The 21,057-nt window shown below is 30.2% G+C and carries 16 protein-coding genes; 15 read left to right on the top strand and 1 reads right to left on the bottom strand.

What is annotated here, in order from left to right; genetic code table 11:
* The first annotated feature begins 51 nt into the window (after nt 1–51).
* The 13 genes from KSU54_RS03930 to KSU54_RS03870 all read left to right on the top strand — a co-directional run bounded on the left by KSU54_RS03930 (nt 52) and on the right by KSU54_RS03870 (nt 17,348).
* Nucleotides 52–1,935, top strand: a complete 1,884-nt coding sequence (locus KSU54_RS03930) for a BglG family transcription antiterminator (RefSeq protein ID WP_224209005.1) — start codon at nt 52–54, stop codon at nt 1,933–1,935.
* A 14-nt stretch (nt 1,936–1,949) separates the two neighbouring features.
* A complete protein-coding gene (locus KSU54_RS03925) occupies nt 1,950–2,600 on the top strand; it encodes a PTS lactose/cellobiose transporter subunit IIA (RefSeq protein WP_003537510.1) in 651 nt (216 codons plus the stop codon).
* Between the two features lie 106 nt (nt 2,601–2,706).
* Nucleotides 2,707–4,023 carry a PTS sugar transporter subunit IIC gene (locus KSU54_RS03920; protein WP_003537512.1) on the top strand — a complete coding sequence of 439 codons (1,317 nt, stop codon included), beginning with the start codon at nt 2,707–2,709 and terminating at the stop codon, nt 4,021–4,023.
* A 9-nt stretch (nt 4,024–4,032) separates the two neighbouring features.
* On the top strand, nt 4,033–4,782 hold the full coding sequence (nagB, locus tag KSU54_RS03915) for a glucosamine-6-phosphate deaminase (RefSeq protein ID WP_003537514.1): 750 nt from the start codon (nt 4,033–4,035) through the stop codon (nt 4,780–4,782).
* The gene (locus KSU54_RS03910; protein WP_003537516.1) at nt 4,769–6,085 is read left to right on the top strand and encodes a 6-phospho-beta-glucosidase; all 1,317 of its coding nucleotides are present in this window, start codon (nt 4,769–4,771) and stop codon (nt 6,083–6,085) included. Before nagB ends, KSU54_RS03910 begins: the two co-directional genes overlap by 14 nt.
* Nucleotides 6,086–6,238: 153 nt before the next feature.
* On the top strand, nt 6,239–6,943 hold the full coding sequence (locus tag KSU54_RS03905; protein ID WP_008791541.1) for an ABC transporter ATP-binding protein: 705 nt from the start codon (nt 6,239–6,241) through the stop codon (nt 6,941–6,943).
* Nucleotides 6,936–8,507, top strand: coding sequence for a hypothetical protein (locus tag KSU54_RS03900; RefSeq protein ID WP_009300204.1), 1,572 nt, complete (start codon nt 6,936–6,938; stop codon nt 8,505–8,507). Before KSU54_RS03905 ends, KSU54_RS03900 begins: the two co-directional genes overlap by 8 nt.
* 74 nt (nt 8,508–8,581) lie before the next feature.
* Nucleotides 8,582–9,211: a PTS sugar transporter subunit IIB gene (locus tag KSU54_RS03895; protein ID WP_009300206.1), complete on the top strand. Its 630-nt coding sequence runs from the start codon at nt 8,582–8,584 to the stop codon at nt 9,209–9,211.
* Between the two features lie 249 nt (nt 9,212–9,460).
* Nucleotides 9,461–10,213, top strand: a complete 753-nt coding sequence (locus KSU54_RS03890) for a MurR/RpiR family transcriptional regulator (RefSeq protein WP_003537520.1) — start codon at nt 9,461–9,463, stop codon at nt 10,211–10,213.
* A 302-nt stretch (nt 10,214–10,515) separates the two neighbouring features.
* Entirely contained in the window at nt 10,516–13,590 is a 3,075-nt protein-coding gene (locus KSU54_RS03885) for an ABC transporter ATP-binding protein/permease (protein ID WP_117791898.1), read from the top strand.
* A gap of 182 nt (nt 13,591–13,772) precedes the next feature.
* Nucleotides 13,773–15,062 carry a PTS sugar transporter subunit IIC gene (locus KSU54_RS03880; RefSeq protein WP_117791897.1) on the top strand — a complete coding sequence of 430 codons (1,290 nt, stop codon included), beginning with the start codon at nt 13,773–13,775 and terminating at the stop codon, nt 15,060–15,062.
* Nucleotides 15,055–16,467 (top strand): 6-phospho-beta-glucosidase, encoded by a 1,413-nt coding sequence (locus KSU54_RS03875; protein ID WP_008791544.1) that lies wholly within the window; start codon nt 15,055–15,057, stop codon nt 16,465–16,467. The genes KSU54_RS03880 and KSU54_RS03875 overlap by 8 nt, the downstream gene beginning before the upstream one ends.
* Nucleotides 16,464–17,348: an ROK family protein gene (locus KSU54_RS03870; RefSeq protein WP_117791896.1), complete on the top strand. Its 885-nt coding sequence runs from the start codon at nt 16,464–16,466 to the stop codon at nt 17,346–17,348. Before KSU54_RS03875 ends, KSU54_RS03870 begins: the two co-directional genes overlap by 4 nt.
* Before the next feature lie 11 nt (nt 17,349–17,359).
* On the opposite strand, the gene KSU54_RS03865 is transcribed toward KSU54_RS03870, so the two are convergent.
* Nucleotides 17,360–18,553: an AraC family transcriptional regulator gene (locus tag KSU54_RS03865; RefSeq protein ID WP_003537525.1), complete on the bottom strand. Its 1,194-nt coding sequence runs from the start codon at nt 18,551–18,553 to the stop codon at nt 17,360–17,362.
* Between the two features lie 76 nt (nt 18,554–18,629).
* Between KSU54_RS03865 and KSU54_RS03860 the strand changes: the two genes are divergently transcribed.
* Complete coding sequence (locus KSU54_RS03860; RefSeq protein WP_003537526.1) at nt 18,630–20,090, top strand: glycoside hydrolase family 1 protein; 1,461 nt, start codon at nt 18,630–18,632, stop codon at nt 20,088–20,090.
* Between the two features lie 57 nt (nt 20,091–20,147).
* A complete protein-coding gene (locus tag KSU54_RS03855) occupies nt 20,148–21,038 on the top strand; it encodes a LysR family transcriptional regulator (RefSeq protein WP_003537527.1) in 891 nt (296 codons plus the stop codon).
* Nucleotides 21,039–21,057: the final 19 nt, after the last annotated feature.

The raw sequence follows: 21,057 nt of genomic DNA, 5'->3' as shown, positions 1-21,057 counted from the left end.
GACAAATAATTATTAATAGAGTATATTTATTATGGATAAGGAGAGATTATGATGCTAAATGAACGACAGAAACAAATATTTTTATGCTTAGATGAGAATAAAAATAGTTTTATTAAAGGGATTGAATTAGCTAATAAAGTAAATTGTAGTTTGAAAACATTACAAAATACAGTAAAAGAGATGAAAATAATTTTAGAAAAATATCAACTAGAAATTATTTCAATGACAAGCAAAGGATATAATCTGATTATCCATGATCAACAAGAATATAATGATTTTAAACAGTTATTATTAGAAAGTGATGATAAAAAAGATTTTAATAATCAGGGTTATCGAATTACATATATTTTAAGTACATTATTATCTGATAATCATTTTGTTAAAGCGGATGATTTGGCTAGTCAAATGTATGTTTCACGATCCAGTGTTTCAAGTGATTTAAAGATAGTCAAGAGAGTTCTCGAAAAATATCAATTAAAAATAGAACATAAGCCTAATTATGGCATGATTGTTGTTGGCTTAGAGAAGGATAAAAGAGATTGTATTATTAAAGAGCAATTAGAATTGCAATTAGGACATTCAACAATTAAAAAGGAATGGCTAGCTACTATAAGTGATATAGTTGTTGATAGTCTGATGAAAGCAAAATATCGGATTAGCGATGTGGTCTTACAAAACTTGGTTTTACACATATGTGTTTCAATTCAACGAATGCAGCATGGAATATACATTGATAATCCACAAATGGCAAGGCAATATGGGCATGAGCATGTAATTGCCAAAAAAATTTTGGATGAATTAGCTTCAATATATCATTTTATTGTTACTGAAAATGAAATATCTTTTTTAGCAATTCATCTACTTGGAAAGCGTAGTTATGAAGAAAATGATTTAATCAGCAAAGAAATCGATTATTTTGTTAATGGCATGTTGGAGGAAATTAAGATTAAAACTGATATTGATTTTTATGGTGATGTTGAATTGAAGATTTCATTGGCTTTACATCTGGTGCCCTTATTAGTTCGGCTAGAAAGCCAAATGCAATTACAAAATACAATGATTCAAGATATTCAGGCGAATTATCCTTTAGCGTATGATGTGGCAGTTATTGCGGCATCGTATATCAGTGAACAAAAACATTATCAACTAAGCAGTGATGAGGTAGGTTATTTAGCAGTGCATTTTTCTTTATCGCTTTCAAAAAAAGAAAATAAAATTAATCCTAAAAAAGTCTTAATAATTTGTAATGCTCGTAGAGGCGATTATTTAATGATTCAACATACTTTTTTAAAAGAGTTTAATGAAATGATCAGTGATTTAGAGATTATCAATGCGTTAGAGATACCACAATATAATTTAGATGATTATGACTGTATTTTTGCAACATTTTTGAATCATCCACTGATTCCTAAACGAGCTTTAAGAATAAATTTTTTTATTGATCAAAAAGATATTCAAAGAATAAAAAATTCTTTACAAGGTCAAAGTGAAGCAGGTGAATTATTAAAGTATTTTAAAGAGGAGTATTTTATGGGCATGATTGATGCCAAAAATCAAAAAGAAGTTATTCAATTGATGTGTGAAGTTGCAAATAAATATAATGAGTTTGAAGAAGACTTGTTTCAATCATGTATTCGTCGCGAGGAATTAGGCAGTACGGCATATGGACAGCTGATTGCTTTACCGCATCCTGATCATTTGATTTCTCAAAAAACGATTGTTATTACCGCTATTTTAGATAAACCGATTGTATGGTCGAAGCAAAAGGCACAATTGATTTTTTTGATTTGTGTTGAAAAAGGAAATCAAAAAGATTTAAGAGTATTATTTGAGTGTATTTCAAAATTTATGATGGATCAGCAAAGTGTTCAAGATGTTATTTGTAGAGGTGATTATCAAACTTTTACAAAGAATTTAGGAAAACTGATTGGATAAGGGGGAGAGAAAAGATGAATGAAACAAGTTTTGAATTAATTTTACATTCTGGAAATTCTAAATCATCTTCGATGGAAGCAATTGAATATGCTCGTCAGGGGGATATTCAAGAAGCAGATTTTAAAATGAACGAGGCTCAAGAAGAGTTATTATTAGCGCATAAAATTCAATCAAAATTGTTAGCTAAAAGTGCAAAAGTAGATCATTTTAATCCAAATATGCTTTTAGTTCATGCTCAAGATCATCTTTGTGGGGCACAAACACAATTAGAAATGGCAAAAGAAATTATTAGTCTTTATGAGCAAGTTCAAGAAATAAAAACATATTTAGGTATAGAAAATTTTCAAAAACAAAAAAATATGCGAGTATTGCTTGTATGCGGACAGGGGATGTCAACAAGTTTGTTAGTACAAACAATGTATTTATATGCTGATGAAGGGGATTATATTGAATCATCATCATTTGAAGAACTAGTAGGTGTGATAGGTGATTATGATGTTGTTTTGGTGAGTCCACAGATCCGTTATCGAATGCCTGTAATTGAACGAATGATGACGCTGCGTACACAAATAGTAGGACTAATCGATATGAAAGCATATGGGAAGTTGGATGGCCAAAAAATTTATAATCAAGCAAAAGAATTATTTATGAAAATCAAGCATTAGAGCCAGAGTTTGCATAGAATTGCTCTAAGTATAGCGAAATTATGTGTAAGGTAACTTTCATTTATAAATAATATAATGTAATTGTAAAGAAAGGGAGGAAACTATTATGGATAGATTTACACAAATGTTAGAGAAAACTCTAATGCCAATTGCTGAGAAGGTTGAACAAAACCGTTATTTAAGTGCAATTCGTGAGGGCTTCACGAGCATCATGCCTTTTTTAATCATTGGTTCAATATTCTTGTTGTTATCAAATTTACCTTCGGAAGCTTTAAATAATTTTTTAGGAAGTATTTTTGGTGCTGAAAATATTGCTAAGTTGGGTTATTTGTTAGAACCGACTTTTAATATTATGGCACTGCTTGTAATTATTGGAATTGCTAAATCATTGTTAGAATATCATCATATTAAAGATACAAGTGCATTGATTTTACCAATTATTACGTTTTTATTGTTAAATAATTTTACAATTACATTGACAACTGAAGCTGGTGAAACAGTCACTTCAGGGGGAGTTATTCCTATGGGATATCTTGGAGCTGCAGGTTTGTTTGTTGCAATGATTTGTACTATTTTGACAGTTGAGAGTTATCATTGGATCAAAGAAAGAGGATGGGTAATTAAAATGCCTGATTCTGTTCCGCCGGCTGTAAGTCGCTCATTTTCTTCATTAATTCCTGCGGCAATTATCTTAACAGTAGTATTTTTAATTAAAGTTATTTTTGAATATACACCATATGCAACTGTATTTGATTTAATTTATCAATGTTTACAACAGCCGTTATCTGCACTAGGAAATTCATTGCCATCACAGATGATCAGTGAGGGGCTAATTGGTTTATTTTGGTGCTTCGGAGTTCATGGTGATAACGTCGTTAGTGCTATTATGGGTCCAATTTGGCGCGGTTTATCAGCAGAAAATCTAGCTCTAGTCCAAGCTGGTAAAGAGCCAATTAATATTATTTGTCAACAATTTAGAGATGTATATTTAATTGCAGGAGGAACGGGAGCAACATTATCATTGCTTGTTTCTATTTGGTTTGGGGCAAAGAGTCCAGAATTAAAGACAGTTGCTAAGTTATCTGGACCAGCTGCTATATTTAATATTAATGAACCGGTTATTTTTGGGATACCTATTGTCTTAAACCCTATAATGATGATACCATTTGTAATAGTACCAATAGTTTTATGTGTTACGACATATCTGGCAATGAGTTTAGGTCTTGTACCATTATTACAGGGGATTGAGATTCCTTGGACAACACCAGTATTTATTTCTGGCTGGATAGCAGGGGGATGGAACGCATTGATTCTTCAAATTGTCAATTTTGCTGTTGCTACTGCTATTTATTTCCCATTTGTAAAAGTGTTAGATCGTGATTTATTAAAAAATGCTAAGAAAAAAGAATTGCTACAAGAATAGGAGGACTTTATGCAAGTTTATGTATTTAAAACCGAACAAGATGTTGATACATATGTTGGACAGCAAATTAGTACATTTATTCAAGATAATGATGCTCCAGTGATTGGTTTTGCCACGGGGTCTACACCATTAGGAGCATACGACTATTTAATTGATTCATACCAAAGTGGAAAAACAGATTTTTCAAAAGTTAGAGCCTTTAATCTTGATGAATATGTTGGGATTGAAAAAGATCATCCTCAAAGCTTTGCAAGAGCAATGAAAGATTATCTTTTCAGTAAAATTAATATTAAAGAAGAAAATATTTATTCTTTAAATGGAAATGCTAAGGATATGACAAAAGAATGTAAAGAATACGATCAATTGATCATTAATAATCCTATCGATATTCAAATATTGGGAATAGGAATGGATGGTCATATTGCTTATAATGAACCAGGTAGTTCATTTGATAGTGAAAGTCATGTTGTTGATTTACACCCCGAGTCAATTCAAAGTTCATTGGATTATGGTTTTACAAAAATTGAAGATGTTCCAACGCAAGGAGTTACGCAAGGAATCAAAACGATTATGAAGGCAAGACAACTAATTATGATTGCCAAAGGAAATAAAAAAGCTAAATTAGTGGAAAGAATGTTATATGGTCCAGTTAGTGAAGACTTTCCTAGCTCTATAATTCAAACACACAATAATGTAATTGTAGTATTAGATCAATGTGCAGCAGCCAATTTGAAGGAGGAAACTTATGAAAGGCGTTAAAATCGTTACAATTGGAGGAGGCAGCAGTTATACTCCAGAATTAGTAGAAGGATTTATTAAAAGATATGCAGAATTACCAGTTAAAGAATTATGGTTAGTAGATATTGAAGAGGGAAAAGAAAAATTAGAAATTGTTGGTAATCTGGCTAAACGAATGATAAAAAAAGCTGGACTTGATATGGAAGTGCATTTGACTTTAAATCGTCGTGAAGCACTAAAAGATGCTGATTTTGTAACAACTCAGTTTAGAGTCGGACAATTAGATGCTAGAGAAAAAGATGAGTTGATTCCCCTAAAATATGGAGTGATTGGTCAAGAGACAAATGGTCCAGGTGGAATGTTCAAAGCATTAAGAACTATTCCGGTTATTTTTGAAATTATTAAAGACTGTGAAGAATTGTGTCCAAATGCTTGGATCATTTCTTTTACAAATCCTTCTGGAATCAATGCTGAAGCAGTGTTTAGACATACTGGCTGGAAAAAATTTATTGGGTTATGTAATGGACCTGTAAATATGATCAAAGACATTGAAAAAATTTTAAAAGTTAAAGAAGAAGACCATTTAGATGTTAAAATTGGTGGAATTAATCATATGATCTATGCATTAGATATTCAATTAAACGGTAAAAATGCTAATCGTAATTTGATTGATACGATGATAAATGATGGAAATAAAGAATCTTTAAAAAATATTGTTGATTTACCATGGAGCAATGAATTTTTAAATAGCTATGGTTATTTAGGGATTGGATATTTACGCTATTATTTACAAAAACAGCAAATGCTGGAACATTGTCAAGAGGATGCAGCTAAACATCAATGTCGTGCTCAAGTTGTGAAGAAGGTTGAAAAAGAACTATTTGAGAAATATAAAGATGAAAATTTGGATGTGAAGCCTAAGGAATTAGAACAACGTGGTGGAGCTTATTATAGTGATGCAGCTTGCAATTTAATTTCTTCATTATACAATGATAAAGGAGATATTCAAGTAGTTGACACACTAAATAATGGTGCAATTACTAACTTACCTAATGATGTAGTCGTTGAAGTTAGTAGTATTATAACTAAAGATGGACCTGTTCCTATCCCAGTAGGAGAATTACCAGTTCAAGTAGTTGGATTAATTCAGCAATTAAAGACATTTGAAATCTTAACTACCAATGTGGCAGTTAGTGGCAATTATGATGATGCCCTAGTTGCTATGGCAATTAATCCATTAGTTCAAAGTGAAATAACAGCTCGACAAATACTCGATGAAATGTTAGAAGCACACAAGAAGTATTTACCACAATTTTTTAAATAAAGAAATTTAAGTAAGAATAAACTATTAGTTAGTTTATTCTTATTTTTGTTTTATAAATAATATTTTGTAAAGTGCATGAAGGTGTTTTATTATGCTTATTATTGTGATGACAGTTTAACGATGATATACTTAGTAAAAATAGGGAGGGAAGTTATGAAACTAATTATTGAACATCTACAAAAGAATTTTGAAGATAAAAAAGTTTTAGAAGATATCAGTTTTTGCTTTGAGAAAGGAAAAATCTATGGTTTATTAGGTCGTAATGGAGCTGGCAAAACAACTTTGTTTAATTGTTTGAACCAAGATTTAGAAATAGATAAAGGCGATTTTTATCTTGAAGATAATGGCCGTAAGCCATTAACGATGAGTGATATTGGTTATGTTTTATCAACTCCAACAGTACCGGAATTTCTAACGGCACGAGAATTTTTAAAGTTTTTTATTGAGATCAATATTAAGAATATAAAAAATTTAAAAACTATTGATCAATATTTTGATATGGTTAATTTATTGGAAGAAGATCGTGATCGTTTATTAAAAGATTTTTCACACGGAATGAAAAATAAGATGCAGATGTTGATTCAGTTCATTGCACACCCTGATGTTCTATTGTTAGATGAGCCGTTAACATCATTAGATGTTGTTGTTGCAGATGAGATGAAAAAGCTTTTAAAAAGTATAAAAAAAGAGCATATTATTATTTTTTCAACTCATATAATGGAGTTGGCAGTTGATTTATGTGACGAGATAGTTATCCTTAATAAAGGACAATTATCATTAATTAATAAAGAGGATCTGGATGATGATGCTTTTCAAGAAAAGATAATCAAGATTTTAAAGGATGAAGATCATGCTTGATACCTTTCTAATTTCATTTCGTTTGAAAAATACTTATCGTGTTAATAGCATTATTTATATGTTTAAACAAATTCCAATTATTAGAAGAGTGTTACCTATGTCACTTTATAAAAATCAAAGTCTAAAAATATTTGTTACTATCTTAAATACTATTTGGGAAATTATATCAGTTTTTTTAGGAAAAATAATATATTTTGCAATTATGCTCATAATACCTTTGAATTTTATGAATGTATTTAACTTTCGTGCAATGTTACAATTATTATTTTTTCTAAGTTTAGGCGGAGCATTTTTTAATACAGGAATGTTTGATCCCTCGAAAGATAAATATTATGCAGTTATTTTAATGAAAATGGATGGACGAGAGTTTGTACTATCACAATACTTATATACTCTGTTCCGACATTATGTTGGATATATGACAGCATTCATGATTTTATCTTTTACATTACAATACCCTTTTTGGTTAAGTTATATATTACCGTTATTTATTATTGGTTTAAAGCTAATGGCTGTTAGTGCTTATCTTAAAGATTTTAAAAGGAATCGAAAGGTACGAAGTGAAAATAATAATTCACCAGCAATAATTGGATTTAGTATCGGATGTTTATTAGTGGGTTATGCACTTATTTTTTCTAATCTGATTATTCCGATTAAGATGATGCTGATTGTTTTAATAATCCTTAGTATATTAGCGGTTATTTTGATGAGTTATGTATTAAAGTATGATGATTATCATCAGCTTAGTCATAAATTATTAAAAAATATCGATTCGTTATTAAATACAGATACTCAAGATATTATTAATGATTCATATCATAAAATGATTACTTTAGAAGCTGATACTAAAAGTAATAAAACTGGTTTTGAGTATTTTAATGAATTATTTATGCAAAGACATAAGAAAATTTTATGGAAAACAGCTAAACGACAAACTTATATGATTGCATTTATAATAGTTGTGATAATTGGTATCTTATTTTATGATGTTGAAACTCAAAAAGATGCAAATAATGCTATGACAAGTATTTTACCTTTTTTTGTTTTTATTATGTATTTATTAAATACTGCTAAAAATATTACACAAGCAATGTTTGTAAACTGCGATCATTCAATGTTGACTTATTCTTTTTATCGAATTCCTAAAAATATTTTAATATTATTTAAAATTCGTTTAAGAGAAATAGTTAAAATCAATTTATTGCCAGCAGTTGTTTTAGCATTAGGATATATGGCTATTTTATTTATTTGTGGAGGAATTGATCAAGCATTTCTGGCATTTATATCTTTTATCTCAATAATTTCAATGAGCATATTTTTTTCAACACACTATTTAATCTTATATTATTTATTGCAGCCATATAATGCGCATACTGAAGTAAAAAGTCCTATTTATTCAACAATTATTTCATTGACCTATATTATTTGTTATGCTTTTACTAAACTTGAGTTACCAATTCTTTCCTTTGGAATTGTTTGTATTCTATTTTGTATTGGCTATTGTGTCATTGCTTGTATTTTAGTACTTAAGTGGGCTGGGAATACTTTTAAGATTCGAAATTAAATTAACTAAATTGAAAGTTTAGTTTGATGATGATATTATTTATTTATAGATATAAGTAGATAGGAGGGCTAAAAATGGGATGTTGTAGAAGAAATTTTAATACTGATGAATTTAAAGCATGGCTATCCACTTTACACGAAGAACAGCCGGGAACTGAATTTTGTATCAAAGAGGATGATCAAAAAGAGACATATAATTATCTTAAAGATAATCTTTTTGGACAAATTGTCGTATGGAATAATTCGGTTGTAGAAGAAATCATCACTGATCGTACAAATAATGAACAAATTTTTTATCTTCATTATGAGATGGAAGATCGTAATCAGATTAAAGAATTAATTAAAAGTTTTAAGCGAAGAATGTTTTGTGTTTGCCAGAAAGAGTATGAAGTGAGTGAAGATGATGGTGAACGAAATATTTTACTGTGTTGTTCTAGTGGGTTAACAACAGCAATGTTTGCTCAAATGTTACAAGATTTTAGTAATAATAATCATTTACCATACCATTTTTCAGCCACTAGTATCTATGATGATGATACGCTATCGAAAGAATATGATTTAGTGTTGATGGCACCACAAGTTCAACACTATACTAAAAGTATGGCAGCGAAGTATCACAAACGTTTTTTAATAATGAATCCTGTTGATTTTGCACAATATAATTGTAATAATATTGTTTCTCGTGTGCAGGAAGTATTTTTATAAAGACTAAATTTTGAATATTTATGACTCACTGTATATTATAGTGAGTTTCTTTAATATTAAAGTCGTATTTGTTATTAATTATTAATCGTTTAGATTATCAATTGAGCAATGATGGCATGGTTAAGAAGATAGGCTATAAAGGCAAAAAAATTAGTTAGAAAAGATGTATTAATTTAATTTTTAACTTAATTATTATATAATATAGGTAATGGATTATTTAATGTTTGATAAAAGGAGGTAGGAATAATAATGGAATTAATGATTTCACGGATTTTAAAATATTTAAATGGGTGTTTAGATGATGATCATATGTATAGGATTGGTAATTTTATAATTAAAAATTATACATTGATAGAAAATCATACTATGGTATCATTTATTGATGCAGCAAAATGCAGTCAAGAAGAACTCTTGGACTTTTGTCAACATTTTGGAATACATAGTTTTGATGAATTTAAAGAACGTCTTTTAGCCGATCATCAGGGACGTCTTGAACAAATTCATGCGCGGATGTTAAACACTGATATAAATGATTTCCTTGAGCATGTAAATACTGATTATTCTAAGGAAGAATTTATACAGTGGATTGATGAACTTTGTGAATTGATTTTTAATAAGCAGAGAATTGTTATTCTTGGAGCGCTATATCCAAGTAGTGTAGCAGTTGATTTCCAGACAGATTTAATTTCATTGGGAAAAGAAGTTGTTGAGTATCATCATTTTGATTTGAATTTTGAGTTTAGTGATGACGATGTTGTCTTCTTTATTACAGCAACTGGTAGAATGATGGAAAGAAATGTAAAAAAATTAAAGCCACAAAATATTTGTGATGCTTATTTGGTTCTAATTACACAAAATCTGGCATATCGTGATTATGAGAATGTTTGTGCTGATTATTTTGCGCATGTTCTTGGTAAATTTGATGGTTTGCAATTTAATTATCAAATTATGATGATTTTTGATATTTTGCGGATTCGTTATTATCAAAAATATTATCAATAAAGATTATATCATTAAGATATGATCTTTTTTTATAAAATAAATTAAATTGGAATGACAATAGTATTTTTAATATATGTTAAAGAAAAAATATTATTTCTTTAACTTTATAACGACTCTAAGTGGTATAATTATAGAAATATATAGTATTAATGATTTAGGATTAATTTATTTGGATTCTTTTTTCTTTTAATTAACTTTAGTAATTATGTTGATATAAACTTTTTATTGAAAATATTTTTGTTAATCTTCAGTTTATTTAAGAGGAGTAGAATTTACTTATTATTGAAAAAGGAGAAAATCATATGCTTCAAATACAGAAGATAACTAAGGAATATATTACTGGAGATTTACATCAAATAGCATTAAATGGTATTTCGTTAAATCTTCGTGATAATGAATTTGTTGCAATTCTTGGACCTAGTGGTTCTGGAAAAACAACACTTTTAAATATAATTGGCGGTTTAGATCGTTATGACAGTGGAGATTTAATTATTAATGGTATTTCAACAAAGCGATATAAAGATCGTGATTGGGATTCATATCGTAATCATACAATTGGCTTTGTTTTTCAAAGTTATAACCTAATTCCCCATCAAACAGTTTTAGCTAATGTTGAATTAGCATTAACAATTTCAGGAATTTCCAAGAATGAGCGACGTAAACGAGCAATTGATGCTTTAAAGGAAGTTGGACTCGGAGAACATCTTCATAAACGACCTAATCAGATGTCTGGGGGACAAATGCAGCGAGTCGCGATTGCTCGAGCATTAGTAAATGATCCGGATATACTTTTAGCAGATGAACCAACAGGGGCGCTTGATAGTGAAACCAGTGTTCAAGTAATGGAATTACTCAAAGAAGTTGCCCGGGATCGTTTGGTAGTTATGGTTACTCATAATCCTGAACTAGCCGAAGCTTATGCAACTAGAATTGTAGAATTACGAGATGGAATCATTCGCAGTGATTCTAATCCTTATGAAGTTAGTTCAGATAAACTAGAAGTTCCAAGACATGAAAATATGGGGAAATCATCAATGTCTTTTTTAACATCACTGTTGTTAAGTTTTAACAATCTTCGTACAAAAAAGGCACGAACGATTTTAACTTCATTTGCAGGTTCAATTGGAATTATTGGAATTGCCTTAATTCTTTCACTTTCAAATGGGGTTAATCAATATATACAGTCAATTGAAGAAGAAACTCTTTCAGAGTATCCATTACAGATTCAAAGTACAGGTTTTGATATAACGTCAATGATGACTGATACACAGCCTAATCAGAATAATGAGGAAAAAGATGATACTAAAATACATGTATCACAAATGATTACAAATATGTTCTCGAAAATAGGTTCTAATGATTTGACTTCATTAAAGAAGTATCTTGATAGTGGAAAAAGTAATATCAAAGAGAATACTAATTCAATTGAATATACTTATAATGTTGCGCCACAAATTTACAGTACTAATACTGATTTAATTCGTCAAGTAAATCCTGATAAGTCATTTTCATCATTAGGACTAGGCTCATCAGCCAATTCAAATAGCCTAATGTCTTCGATGATGAGTACGGATGTATTTTATCAAATGCCAAGTAATACAAGCCTTTATGAAGATCAATATGATATTAAAGCTGGAAATTGGCCAAAGAATTATAATGAATGTGTTCTAGTGTTAACTAAAAATGGAAATATTAACGATTTTATGCTTTATACTTTAGGCTTACGTGATTATTCAGAACTTGATAAAATGATTGAACAGTTTTCAAAAGAAGAAACCGTTAATGTGCCTACAGATATTAAGTCATATTCTTATAAAGATATTTTAGGAACAGAGTTTAAACTTGTTAATGCCTCAGATTATTATCAATATGATAGTAAATATAATGTTTATAAAGATAAAACTGATGATGAAAATTATATGAAAAATCTGATTCAAAATGGCGAGAATATTAAAATCGTTGGAATTGTACAGCCTAAAGATTCTGCCAGCGCAACGATGTTACAATCTGGAATTGGATATCCTGCAGCGTTAACTAATCATGTAATTGAGCAGGCAGCTTCAAGTGAGATTGTTAATAAACAAATAAGTAATCCTAATATTGATGTTTTTACAGGAAAAGAATTCAGTGATAAAAATAGCAATCAATTAGATATGAACTCTTTATTTACTGTCGATGGAGAGATGATGAAGAAAGCTTTTTCATTTGATCAAAATAAACTTTCTTTTGATATGGGAGATTTAGATTTAAGTCAGATTAAACTGGATTCAGCTTCTTTACCGAGTATTAATATGGATAACATTTTTGCTAATATGAAAGTCGATATTCCTAAAGAGAATATTGAGAGTTTTACGCAGGCAGTTATGACACAGTTTCAACAATATTTAAAAGATAATGGATTAATCGATCCAACTAAAATGAATGAATACTTTATGGCATTTTTACAAACTGATCAGGCTCAAAAATTAATGCAGGATGAGATGATCAAACTTCTCCAGTCAAGTGGGGCAACTGAACAGTTTCAAGCTCAGTTGGAAAGGCAAATGCAAACAGTAATGACTCAATATACCGAAACGATCACTAAATCATTACAACAACAAATAAGTACACAAATAACTGAGCAAATGGGAAATCTTGCTAATAGTATGCAAGATGCGATAAAGATTGATACAAGTGTTTTTGCCCAAGCGATAAAAATGAATATGAATGAAGAAGAGCTCTCAGAATTAATGATGTCATTAATGACCACTGAGTCTTCATATGAGGGGAATCTTAAAAATCTAGGATATGCTGATTTTGATAAGCCTAGTGCAATAAATATTTATCCTAAGGATTTTGAAACGAAACAGGAAGTAATCAATATTTTAGATAGTTATAATGAAAATATTAAAAAGATTGATGAGGATAAAGTAATTTCATATACTGATTATGTTGGGACATTAATGTCTTCAGTTACTGATATTATAAATGTGATTAGTTATGTATTAATTGCTTTTGTCGCTATTTCATTAGTAGTATCTTCTATTATGATAGGAGTTATCACTTATATTAGTGTTCTAGAGCGAAAAAAAGAAATTGGAATTTTAAGAGCGATTGGTGCTTCTAAGAAAAATATTTCACAAGTCTTTAATGCAGAAACTTTTATTATTGGATTACTAGCTGGAGTATTAGGAATAGGGATAACTTTGATTCTACTTATTCCGGGGAATGCATTAATTCATGAAATAGCTGGTAATACTAGTGTTAGTGCAACATTACCAATCATGGGAGCAATTATTCTAATTGTATTAAGCGTCTTGTTGACTTTGCTAGGTGGTTTGATTCCGTCTAAGAAAGCAGCATTAGAAGATCCTGTAACAGCTTTAAGAAGTGAATAGGATTTAAAAGAGTTTCCTTAACAAGAAACTCTTTTATTTTTGTATTTATTGAAAAGTATAATAATCAAGTGATAAAAAATATAAAAAAACAAAAATATTTATTAAATCAATATTTTTTAATCTCTATAATGATAATTGTCGATAGAATGAAATACGTATTTCAAAAAAAATAAGGAGAATATATGGAAAAGTTAGAGAAATTATTGAATAGATTTATTGGACCAATCGCTAAGAAGATGAGTGAGAATGATACAATTCAGTCTGTAGCAGAGGGGTTTATGAGAACTGGGCCTGTCACTTTTGGAGTATGTATATTTGTTATTTTGGGGAATTTACCCTTTACTGGTTATTCGGATTGGTTAACAAACGTTGGTCTTAAAGTACATTTTGATGCTATTTCAAATGCTAGTTTAAATATTTTAGCTTTATATGTTTCATTTACAGTTGCTCATTCTTTTGCCAAAAGAAAAGGCGATAATGCTTTATCTTGTGGAATTTTATCATTATTAAGTTTCCTGATTATAATTCCTCAAACAGTAGCTGGAGTTGAAGGGGATATAACAGCTTTTGATATAACCTATTTAAGCGGTACAGGGATTTTAGTGGCTTTGATTTTTGCTATTATCGTAGGACATTTGTTTCATTATTTAGCTGGTAAAGGATTAAAATTTAAAATGCCAGAAGGGGTTCCACCAATGGTTAGTGAATCTTTTGAACCAATTTTTATATCAATGATCATAGTTACTTTTGCTTTCGTAGTTCGAGTTGGTTTTGGTTATACTCCATTTGGAAATTTCTTAAGTTTTTTCGATCAAACAATTGGAGCCTTCATTATTAAAATTGGATTATCATTACCGACAATCTTCTTATTATATTTTGTTGCTAATTTATTATGGTTCTTTGGAATTCATCCAAATACGGTATATAGTGCATTTGTACCATTACAAATGACACTAATTATGACAAATATTGCTGATGCTCAAGCAGGAAAACCATTAACTTATTTAACAATCACTTTAGTTTCACTGTTTGCATCTTTTGGCGGTAATGGTAATACACTTGGATTATGTTTATCGATGTTTACAGCGAGAAGTGAGAGATATAAGAAGATGCTAAAATTAGCTTTTATTCCTAATTTTTTTAATATCAATGAACCATTGATTTTTGGAATGCCAGTAATGTTGAATCCTGTTTTCTTTATTCCAATGGTTTTCTGTAATGTTGTAATGGGCTTTATTGGTTTGTTTGCAACCCAAATTTTTACATTTACATACAATCCGGCTATGTCATTATTACCATGGACAACTCCATTTTTTGTAAAAGCATTTTTAGCAGGAGGAATTTCATTATTGATCATGGTACTAATTTTATTGGTAGTAAATACTTTAATGTATTATCCATTTTTTAGAATTGCTGATAAGAAAGCCTACGAAGAAGAGCAATTAGCGAAAGTTGGTGGAAAAATTGAGTAAGTTAAGTAAAGATTTTTTATGGGGAGGTGCAATTGCTGCAAATCAGGCTGAAGGAGCATATGATGCCGATGGTAAGGGGTTATCTTTAATGGATATTGCGACTAGTGCCAGCAAAGATGTTTCACGACAGTTTACAGATGGGATTAAAAAAGGAATTTATTATCCTAATCATGAGGGGATAGATTTTTACCATAAATATAAAGAAGACTTAGCTTTATTTGAAGAAATGGGTTTCAAATGTTTTAGGACCTCAATCGCTTGGAGCCGTATTTTCCCTAATGGTGATGAAAAGCTTCCTAATGAATTAGGTTTAAAATATTATGATGATTTATTTGATGAGATGATTAAACGAGGAATGGAGCCGGTTGTAACTATTTCTCATTATGAAATGCCGTTATATTTAGCTAAGCAATATGGTGGCTGGGCTAATCGTAAGTTAATTGATTTTTATTTGAATTTTTGTGAAGTAATTTATAAACGATATAGTGGTAAAGTTAAATATTGGATGACTTTTAATGAAATTAATTCAGTTATTTTTATGCCGGAAGTCGCAGGAATTATTGGCCGTGAACAAGCAGATTTTAAACAACGAAGTTTTCAGGCTGCACATCACCAGTTTGTTGCTAGTGCGAAAGCTGTTAAATTGGGACATCAAATTGATTCAAAAAATATGATTGGATGCATGGTATTAACTTTGATCAAGTATCCTCTTACAGCAAAACCTGAAGATGTGCTATTAGCTGAAGAAAAAATGCGTTATGGAACATTTGCGTTTAGCGATATACAAGTTCGTGGACATTATCCTAATTATGTAAAAAAACTAATACAAAAAATAGATTTAAAAATTGAAGTAAAGCCGGATGATTTAAAAAGTTTGAAAGAAGGTTGTGTTGACTTTGTTGGATTTTCATATTATTCTTCATCGGCTGCATCAACGGATACTAATGTTGAAACAACAGCTGGAAATATAGTTTCCGGGGTTAAAAATCCATATTTACCGACTAGTGAATGGGGCTGGCAAATTGATGCCAAAGGATTACGATATATCTTAAATCGATTTTATGAGCGTTATGAAATCCCGTTATTTATTGTTGAAAATGGCCTCGGATATGATGACCAGGTGGATGAGAATGGCTATGTTGAAGATGATTATCGGATTACTTATTTAAAAGAACATATTAAAGAAATGAAAAGTGCTATTCTTGAAGATGGTGTTGACGTAATTGGCTATACACCCTGGGGATGTATTGATCTTGTCTCTGCAGGGACTGGAGAAATGAAAAAACGTTATGGTTTTATCTATGTTGATCGTGATGATCAGGGAAATGGAACATTAAAACGTAGTAAGAAAAAATCATTTGCCTGGTATAAGAAAGTTATTGCTACTGATGGAGAAGATTTATGAATATAGCAGTTTTTGATGTCGGTGGTACATTTATTAAACATTGCCTGATGATTGATGGTAAAATAACGCAAGCTGGCAAAATACCAACTCCTCAAGATAGTCAAGAAAGTTTCTTAAAAGCAATTAAAGCAGTTTTAGATAAAATGAGCAATATTGAAGGAATTGCCTTTTCGTTGCCAGGGGTCATCGATGTTTATCGGCAGTATATTTATGCGGGTGGGAGTCTAAGATATAACGATCACTGTGATTTGAAAGAATGGGAAAATTATTTTAATTTGCCTATTCAGGCTGAAAACGATGCTCGGTGTGCAGCCATTGCAGAACTTGAACAAGGAAATATGCAAGGCATTCAAAATGGTTTAGTACTTACTTTTGGAACTGGGGTAGGTGGTGGAATTATTATTAATGGTGATATTTTTAAAGGAAGTCATTTGATTAGCGGCGAAGTTAGTATGATTTTTGCACATAGAATCAGTGACGTAACTAATCATCATCTTTTTGGAGCATTGGGTAGTATTAAAAACCTAATTGATAAAATAGCAGCTGCTAAAGGTGTTAAAACGGATGATGGCAGATTGATCTTTGATTGGATCAAAACAGGTGATTTGATTAGCTGTGAGCTTTTTGATGACTATTGTGATGATGTGATTTGGCAGCTTCATAATATTCAATGTATCCTAGATCCACAACGCATTTGTATAGGGGGTGGAGTTAGTGAAAATCAAATTTTTATTGATGGAATTAAGACGGCAGTAAAACGATTTTATCAATCATTGCCTATTCCATTTCCTCAGCCAGAGATCGTTAAGTTCAAGTACTGTAATGATGCTAATATGGTAGGCGCTTATCTTCACTATTTAAGAAAAAACGATGAGAGATAAACTTTCATCGTTTAACTATTTTTATATTGAATAGGGCTTTTTCCAACAATTTGTTTAAAAACTTTATTAAAGTGACTTTGACTTGAGAATTGTAAAATATCAGCAATTTGAGCTAAAGAGTATTGAGAGTTTTTAATTAAAAATTGAGCTTCTTGGATTTTTTTATGATTAATGTATTGTTTAATTGATTGACCGGTTGTTTTTTTGAATTGGGTTGATAAGTAAGTAGTATTCATCTCTGTTACCTTGGCTAAATCTAATAAAGTAATATTCTTATGTAAATTATGAGAAATATAGTTTTTGCAAATTTTTACCCAATAGGGATTTTGAATATTTCGATAACGTTTAACTAATTGTGTAAAATCAATGATTGCGTCAGAAATAAGTTTGTGAAGTTGATTAATAGTATTAGACTGGTCGACTTTAACAATATACACATCACTTAACGAATAAGCTTTATCGACAGGAACACCGATACTGATTACTCCACGAGTAAATACCGCGATAGCTGCAACAACTTTATATTTAGCTGACTGAAGCTGATTTTTAGATAAATGACGTTCATCTTTGATTTGAAGCAGTTCAATCATTAAGATTCTAGCACTGGTACTATCCTCATTTTGAATATAATTTAGAATTTTTTGTTCATAAGTATAACTAAATTCATGCAAAGGTGTTTCGCGAATTTGAAAGATTTCTTTTTCAAGAGAATTTTCTTGTTTTAAAGGATTATCCTTAGAACCTTTAAAAGTAATTTTTAGTAATTTAGAATCAAGAATTTTACCAGTAATTATTTGATAAATAAAAATAAAATGATTTTTTGTTTCTACAGTAATGCTGGGGAGATTAAAGAAATCATCTAGCGTATACGATGAGATTACATGTTGAAATAACTCGTACTCAGCAGGTGAATCTTGGGTTGTTATTTTTCGATTAAAAATAGGTCCTACACAAATATAAGGAATTTCATCTAGCTTAGTACAAAAAAAGAAATATGTGGCATTTTGATGAAAGTGAATATATATTTCATGCTGTTTCATAATTGTAAAATTGAAAATTTGTTGAAAATAATTTATTTCTAATTTTAAAAATTTTTTTGGAGAAGCAATGATCTTTAAATCAGGAGAAATTAAAAATAGTGGAGTATTTAAATTTTGATAAATAGTGGGAAGTAGATTGATTAATTCTTGTTTCGTTTGAATCATAAAATCATCCTTTCAATATTATTGTATAATGATTTGTTTTTAGAAGATATAAAATTTTAAGAAAAGAGGATAAAAAATGTTTAAAAATAATTTTTTATGGGGTGGAGCTACTGCTGCTAACCAGTTTGAAGGTGGCTATAATTTAGGAGGACGTGGTCTTGCGACATCGGATACTAAAACAAATGGGTCAATGAATAAAAAACGAAAACATAGTTTTTTAGATTCTAATGGTAAGATTGTTTATTTACATGGTAGTGAAAAAATTCCCCAAGCTTATCAAAGTGTTATTGATGAGAAAATGTATTATCCAAGTCATAGAGCAGTGGATTTTTATCATCGTTATGAAGATGATATTGCTTTACTTGCTCAAATGGGTTTTAAGTGTTTTAGAATGTCAATATCATGGACACGTATTTATCCTAGGGGAAATGAAAGCTCACCTAATCAAGCAGGTCTAGATTTCTATGATCATATTTTTGACGAGTGTTTGAAATATGGAATAGAACCAATTGTTACTCTTAATCATTTTGATATGCCAATTTATTTGGCTGATCATCAAAATGGCTGGTTAAATCGGCAAACTGTTGAATATTTTATACAATATTGCAAAACTGTTTTTAAATATTATCGGGGCAAAGTAAAATATTGGATGACTTTTAATGAAATTAATTTGTTAAGGGGATATGATACATTGGGAGTACATGAAATGACCCCCGCTCGCTACTATCAAGCCTTACATCATATTTTCGTTGCTAGTGCAAAAGCAGTTATTTTAGGACATAAAATAGATTCAAATAATCAAATTGGGATGATGTTGGCAAATATTCTTACATATAGTAAAACTTGCAATCCTAGAGATGTTGCTTTAGAATTAGATGTTTCGCGTAAATTAAAATATTTTTACAGTGATGTTCAATGTCGAGGATATTATCCTTCTTATATTGTAAATTCTTTAAAACAGCAAGGGATAACGATTAACAGTTTAGAAGATGATGATAACCTTTTAAAAAATGGTTGTGTTGATTATATTGGTTTTAGCTATTATAATTCTGGAGTAGTAACAACTCGCAAGGATGCCGAAATGACATTAGGCAATGGTATTAAAATGGCAGCAAATCCTTACTTAAAAGAAAGTGAGTGGAAATGGCCAATTGACCCTATAGGATTAAGAATTTCCTTAAATTTATTATGGGATCGTTATCAAAAACCATTATTTATCGTTGAAAATGGTTTAGGTGCAAATGATCAAATTGCTGAAGATGGAAAAATCCATGATGAATATCGCATTGATTATTTAAGAGAACATATTATTGAAATGAAAAAAGCTGTAGATGAAGATGGAGTAGAATTAATTGGGTATACACCATGGGGATGTATTGATTTAGTTTCAGCGGGAACTGGAGAAATGAAAAAACGATATGGTTTTATTTATGTTGATATGGATGATAATGGTAAAGGAACATTAAAAAGAAGCTGCAAAGAGTCATTTTATTGGTATCAAAAAGTAATTAAAAGTAATGGCGAAAGCTTAAGCTAGCTTTAATTGTAAAAAATATGATATAATTTTTATACAAGTTTTTTGGGAGGATAATATATGTTGTTGAAACAAATGAAATATTTTATTAGTGTAGTCGAGTGTAATAGTTTTACAGAAGCAGCTGAACAATGTTATATATCTCAATCTGCAATTTCCCAACAAATTAAAGCATTAGAGCAGGAATTAGGTGTTGATTTGATCAAACGTAATAATCGACAATTTACCTTGACTCCTGCTGGTGAGTATTTTTATCGTCATGGAGTGGAGCTGGTAAGCGAAATAGATAATTTAAAGAGAGAAACTGTACGTCGCGGACAAGATCAGGAGTTATCTTTAAAGATAGGATATTTAAGATGTTATGGAGCTCAAGAATTACATCATGCAATCGCTAAATTTAGCAAAACATATTCCGAGGTATCACTATCAATTGTTAATGGAACTCATGAGGAGTTATATGATCTTTTACGCTCTGGACAAGTTGATTTGGTAATCAGTGATCAACGACGAGCATTTAATGATGATTATTACAATTATGAGTTATTGTATAGTGATTGTTATATTGAGATTTCAAGTCGGCATCCATTAAGTCAGCGGGATATTCTAACAATTACTGATTTAAAGAGAAATACCTGTATTTTAATTTCAACTAAAGAACAACAAGAGGTTGAAAAAGATTTTTATCAAAATACACTTGGTTTTGCTAATCAATTTTTATTTGCTGATACTTTAGAAGAGGGACGTTTAATGGTTGTAAGTAATCGAGGATTTATGCCAATTGAAGCAGTTGGAACATTACCACCACCTGCGACTGGAATTACACGAATTCCACTTTATCACCATCACAAGCCATTACAACGTAATTATTGTGCCTTTTGGCATAAGGAAAAGACTAATTATTATATTGAAGAATTTGCTGAATTACTACGTAATTTATTAAATAATGATTAAATATGGCTTATTATATTTT

It is taken from the genome of Erysipelatoclostridium sp. MSK.23.31, from assembly GCF_019125875.1.
Lineage (GTDB): Bacteria > Bacillota_I > Bacilli_A > Erysipelotrichales > Coprobacillaceae > Thomasclavelia > Thomasclavelia ramosa.
This window is presented reverse-complemented; position numbering and strand designations above follow the sequence as displayed.

Excerpts from the sequence above, each read along its gene's own strand:
- KSU54_RS03930 (WP_224209005.1), top strand. The coding sequence starts at position 52 with ATGCTAAATGAACGACAGAAACAAATATTTTTATGCTTAGATGAGAAT.
- KSU54_RS03925 (WP_003537510.1), top strand. The coding sequence starts at position 1,950 with ATGAATGAAACAAGTTTTGAATTAATTTTACATTCTGGAAATTCTAAA.
- KSU54_RS03920 (WP_003537512.1), top strand. The coding sequence starts at position 2,707 with ATGGATAGATTTACACAAATGTTAGAGAAAACTCTAATGCCAATTGCT.
- nagB (WP_003537514.1), top strand. The coding sequence starts at position 4,033 with ATGCAAGTTTATGTATTTAAAACCGAACAAGATGTTGATACATATGTT.
- KSU54_RS03910 (WP_003537516.1), top strand. The coding sequence starts at position 4,769 with ATGAAAGGCGTTAAAATCGTTACAATTGGAGGAGGCAGCAGTTATACT.
- KSU54_RS03905 (WP_008791541.1), top strand. The coding sequence starts at position 6,239 with ATGAAACTAATTATTGAACATCTACAAAAGAATTTTGAAGATAAAAAA.
- KSU54_RS03900 (WP_009300204.1), top strand. The coding sequence starts at position 6,936 with ATGCTTGATACCTTTCTAATTTCATTTCGTTTGAAAAATACTTATCGT.
- KSU54_RS03895 (WP_009300206.1), top strand. The coding sequence starts at position 8,582 with ATGGGATGTTGTAGAAGAAATTTTAATACTGATGAATTTAAAGCATGG.
- KSU54_RS03890 (WP_003537520.1), top strand. The coding sequence starts at position 9,461 with ATGGAATTAATGATTTCACGGATTTTAAAATATTTAAATGGGTGTTTA.
- KSU54_RS03885 (WP_117791898.1), top strand. The coding sequence starts at position 10,516 with ATGCTTCAAATACAGAAGATAACTAAGGAATATATTACTGGAGATTTA.
- KSU54_RS03880 (WP_117791897.1), top strand. The coding sequence starts at position 13,773 with ATGGAAAAGTTAGAGAAATTATTGAATAGATTTATTGGACCAATCGCT.
- KSU54_RS03870 (WP_117791896.1), top strand. The coding sequence starts at position 16,464 with ATGAATATAGCAGTTTTTGATGTCGGTGGTACATTTATTAAACATTGC.
- KSU54_RS03865 (WP_003537525.1), bottom strand. The coding sequence starts at position 18,553 with ATGATTCAAACGAAACAAGAATTAATCAATCTACTTCCCACTATTTAT.
- KSU54_RS03860 (WP_003537526.1), top strand. The coding sequence starts at position 18,630 with ATGTTTAAAAATAATTTTTTATGGGGTGGAGCTACTGCTGCTAACCAG.
- KSU54_RS03855 (WP_003537527.1), top strand. The coding sequence starts at position 20,148 with ATGTTGTTGAAACAAATGAAATATTTTATTAGTGTAGTCGAGTGTAAT.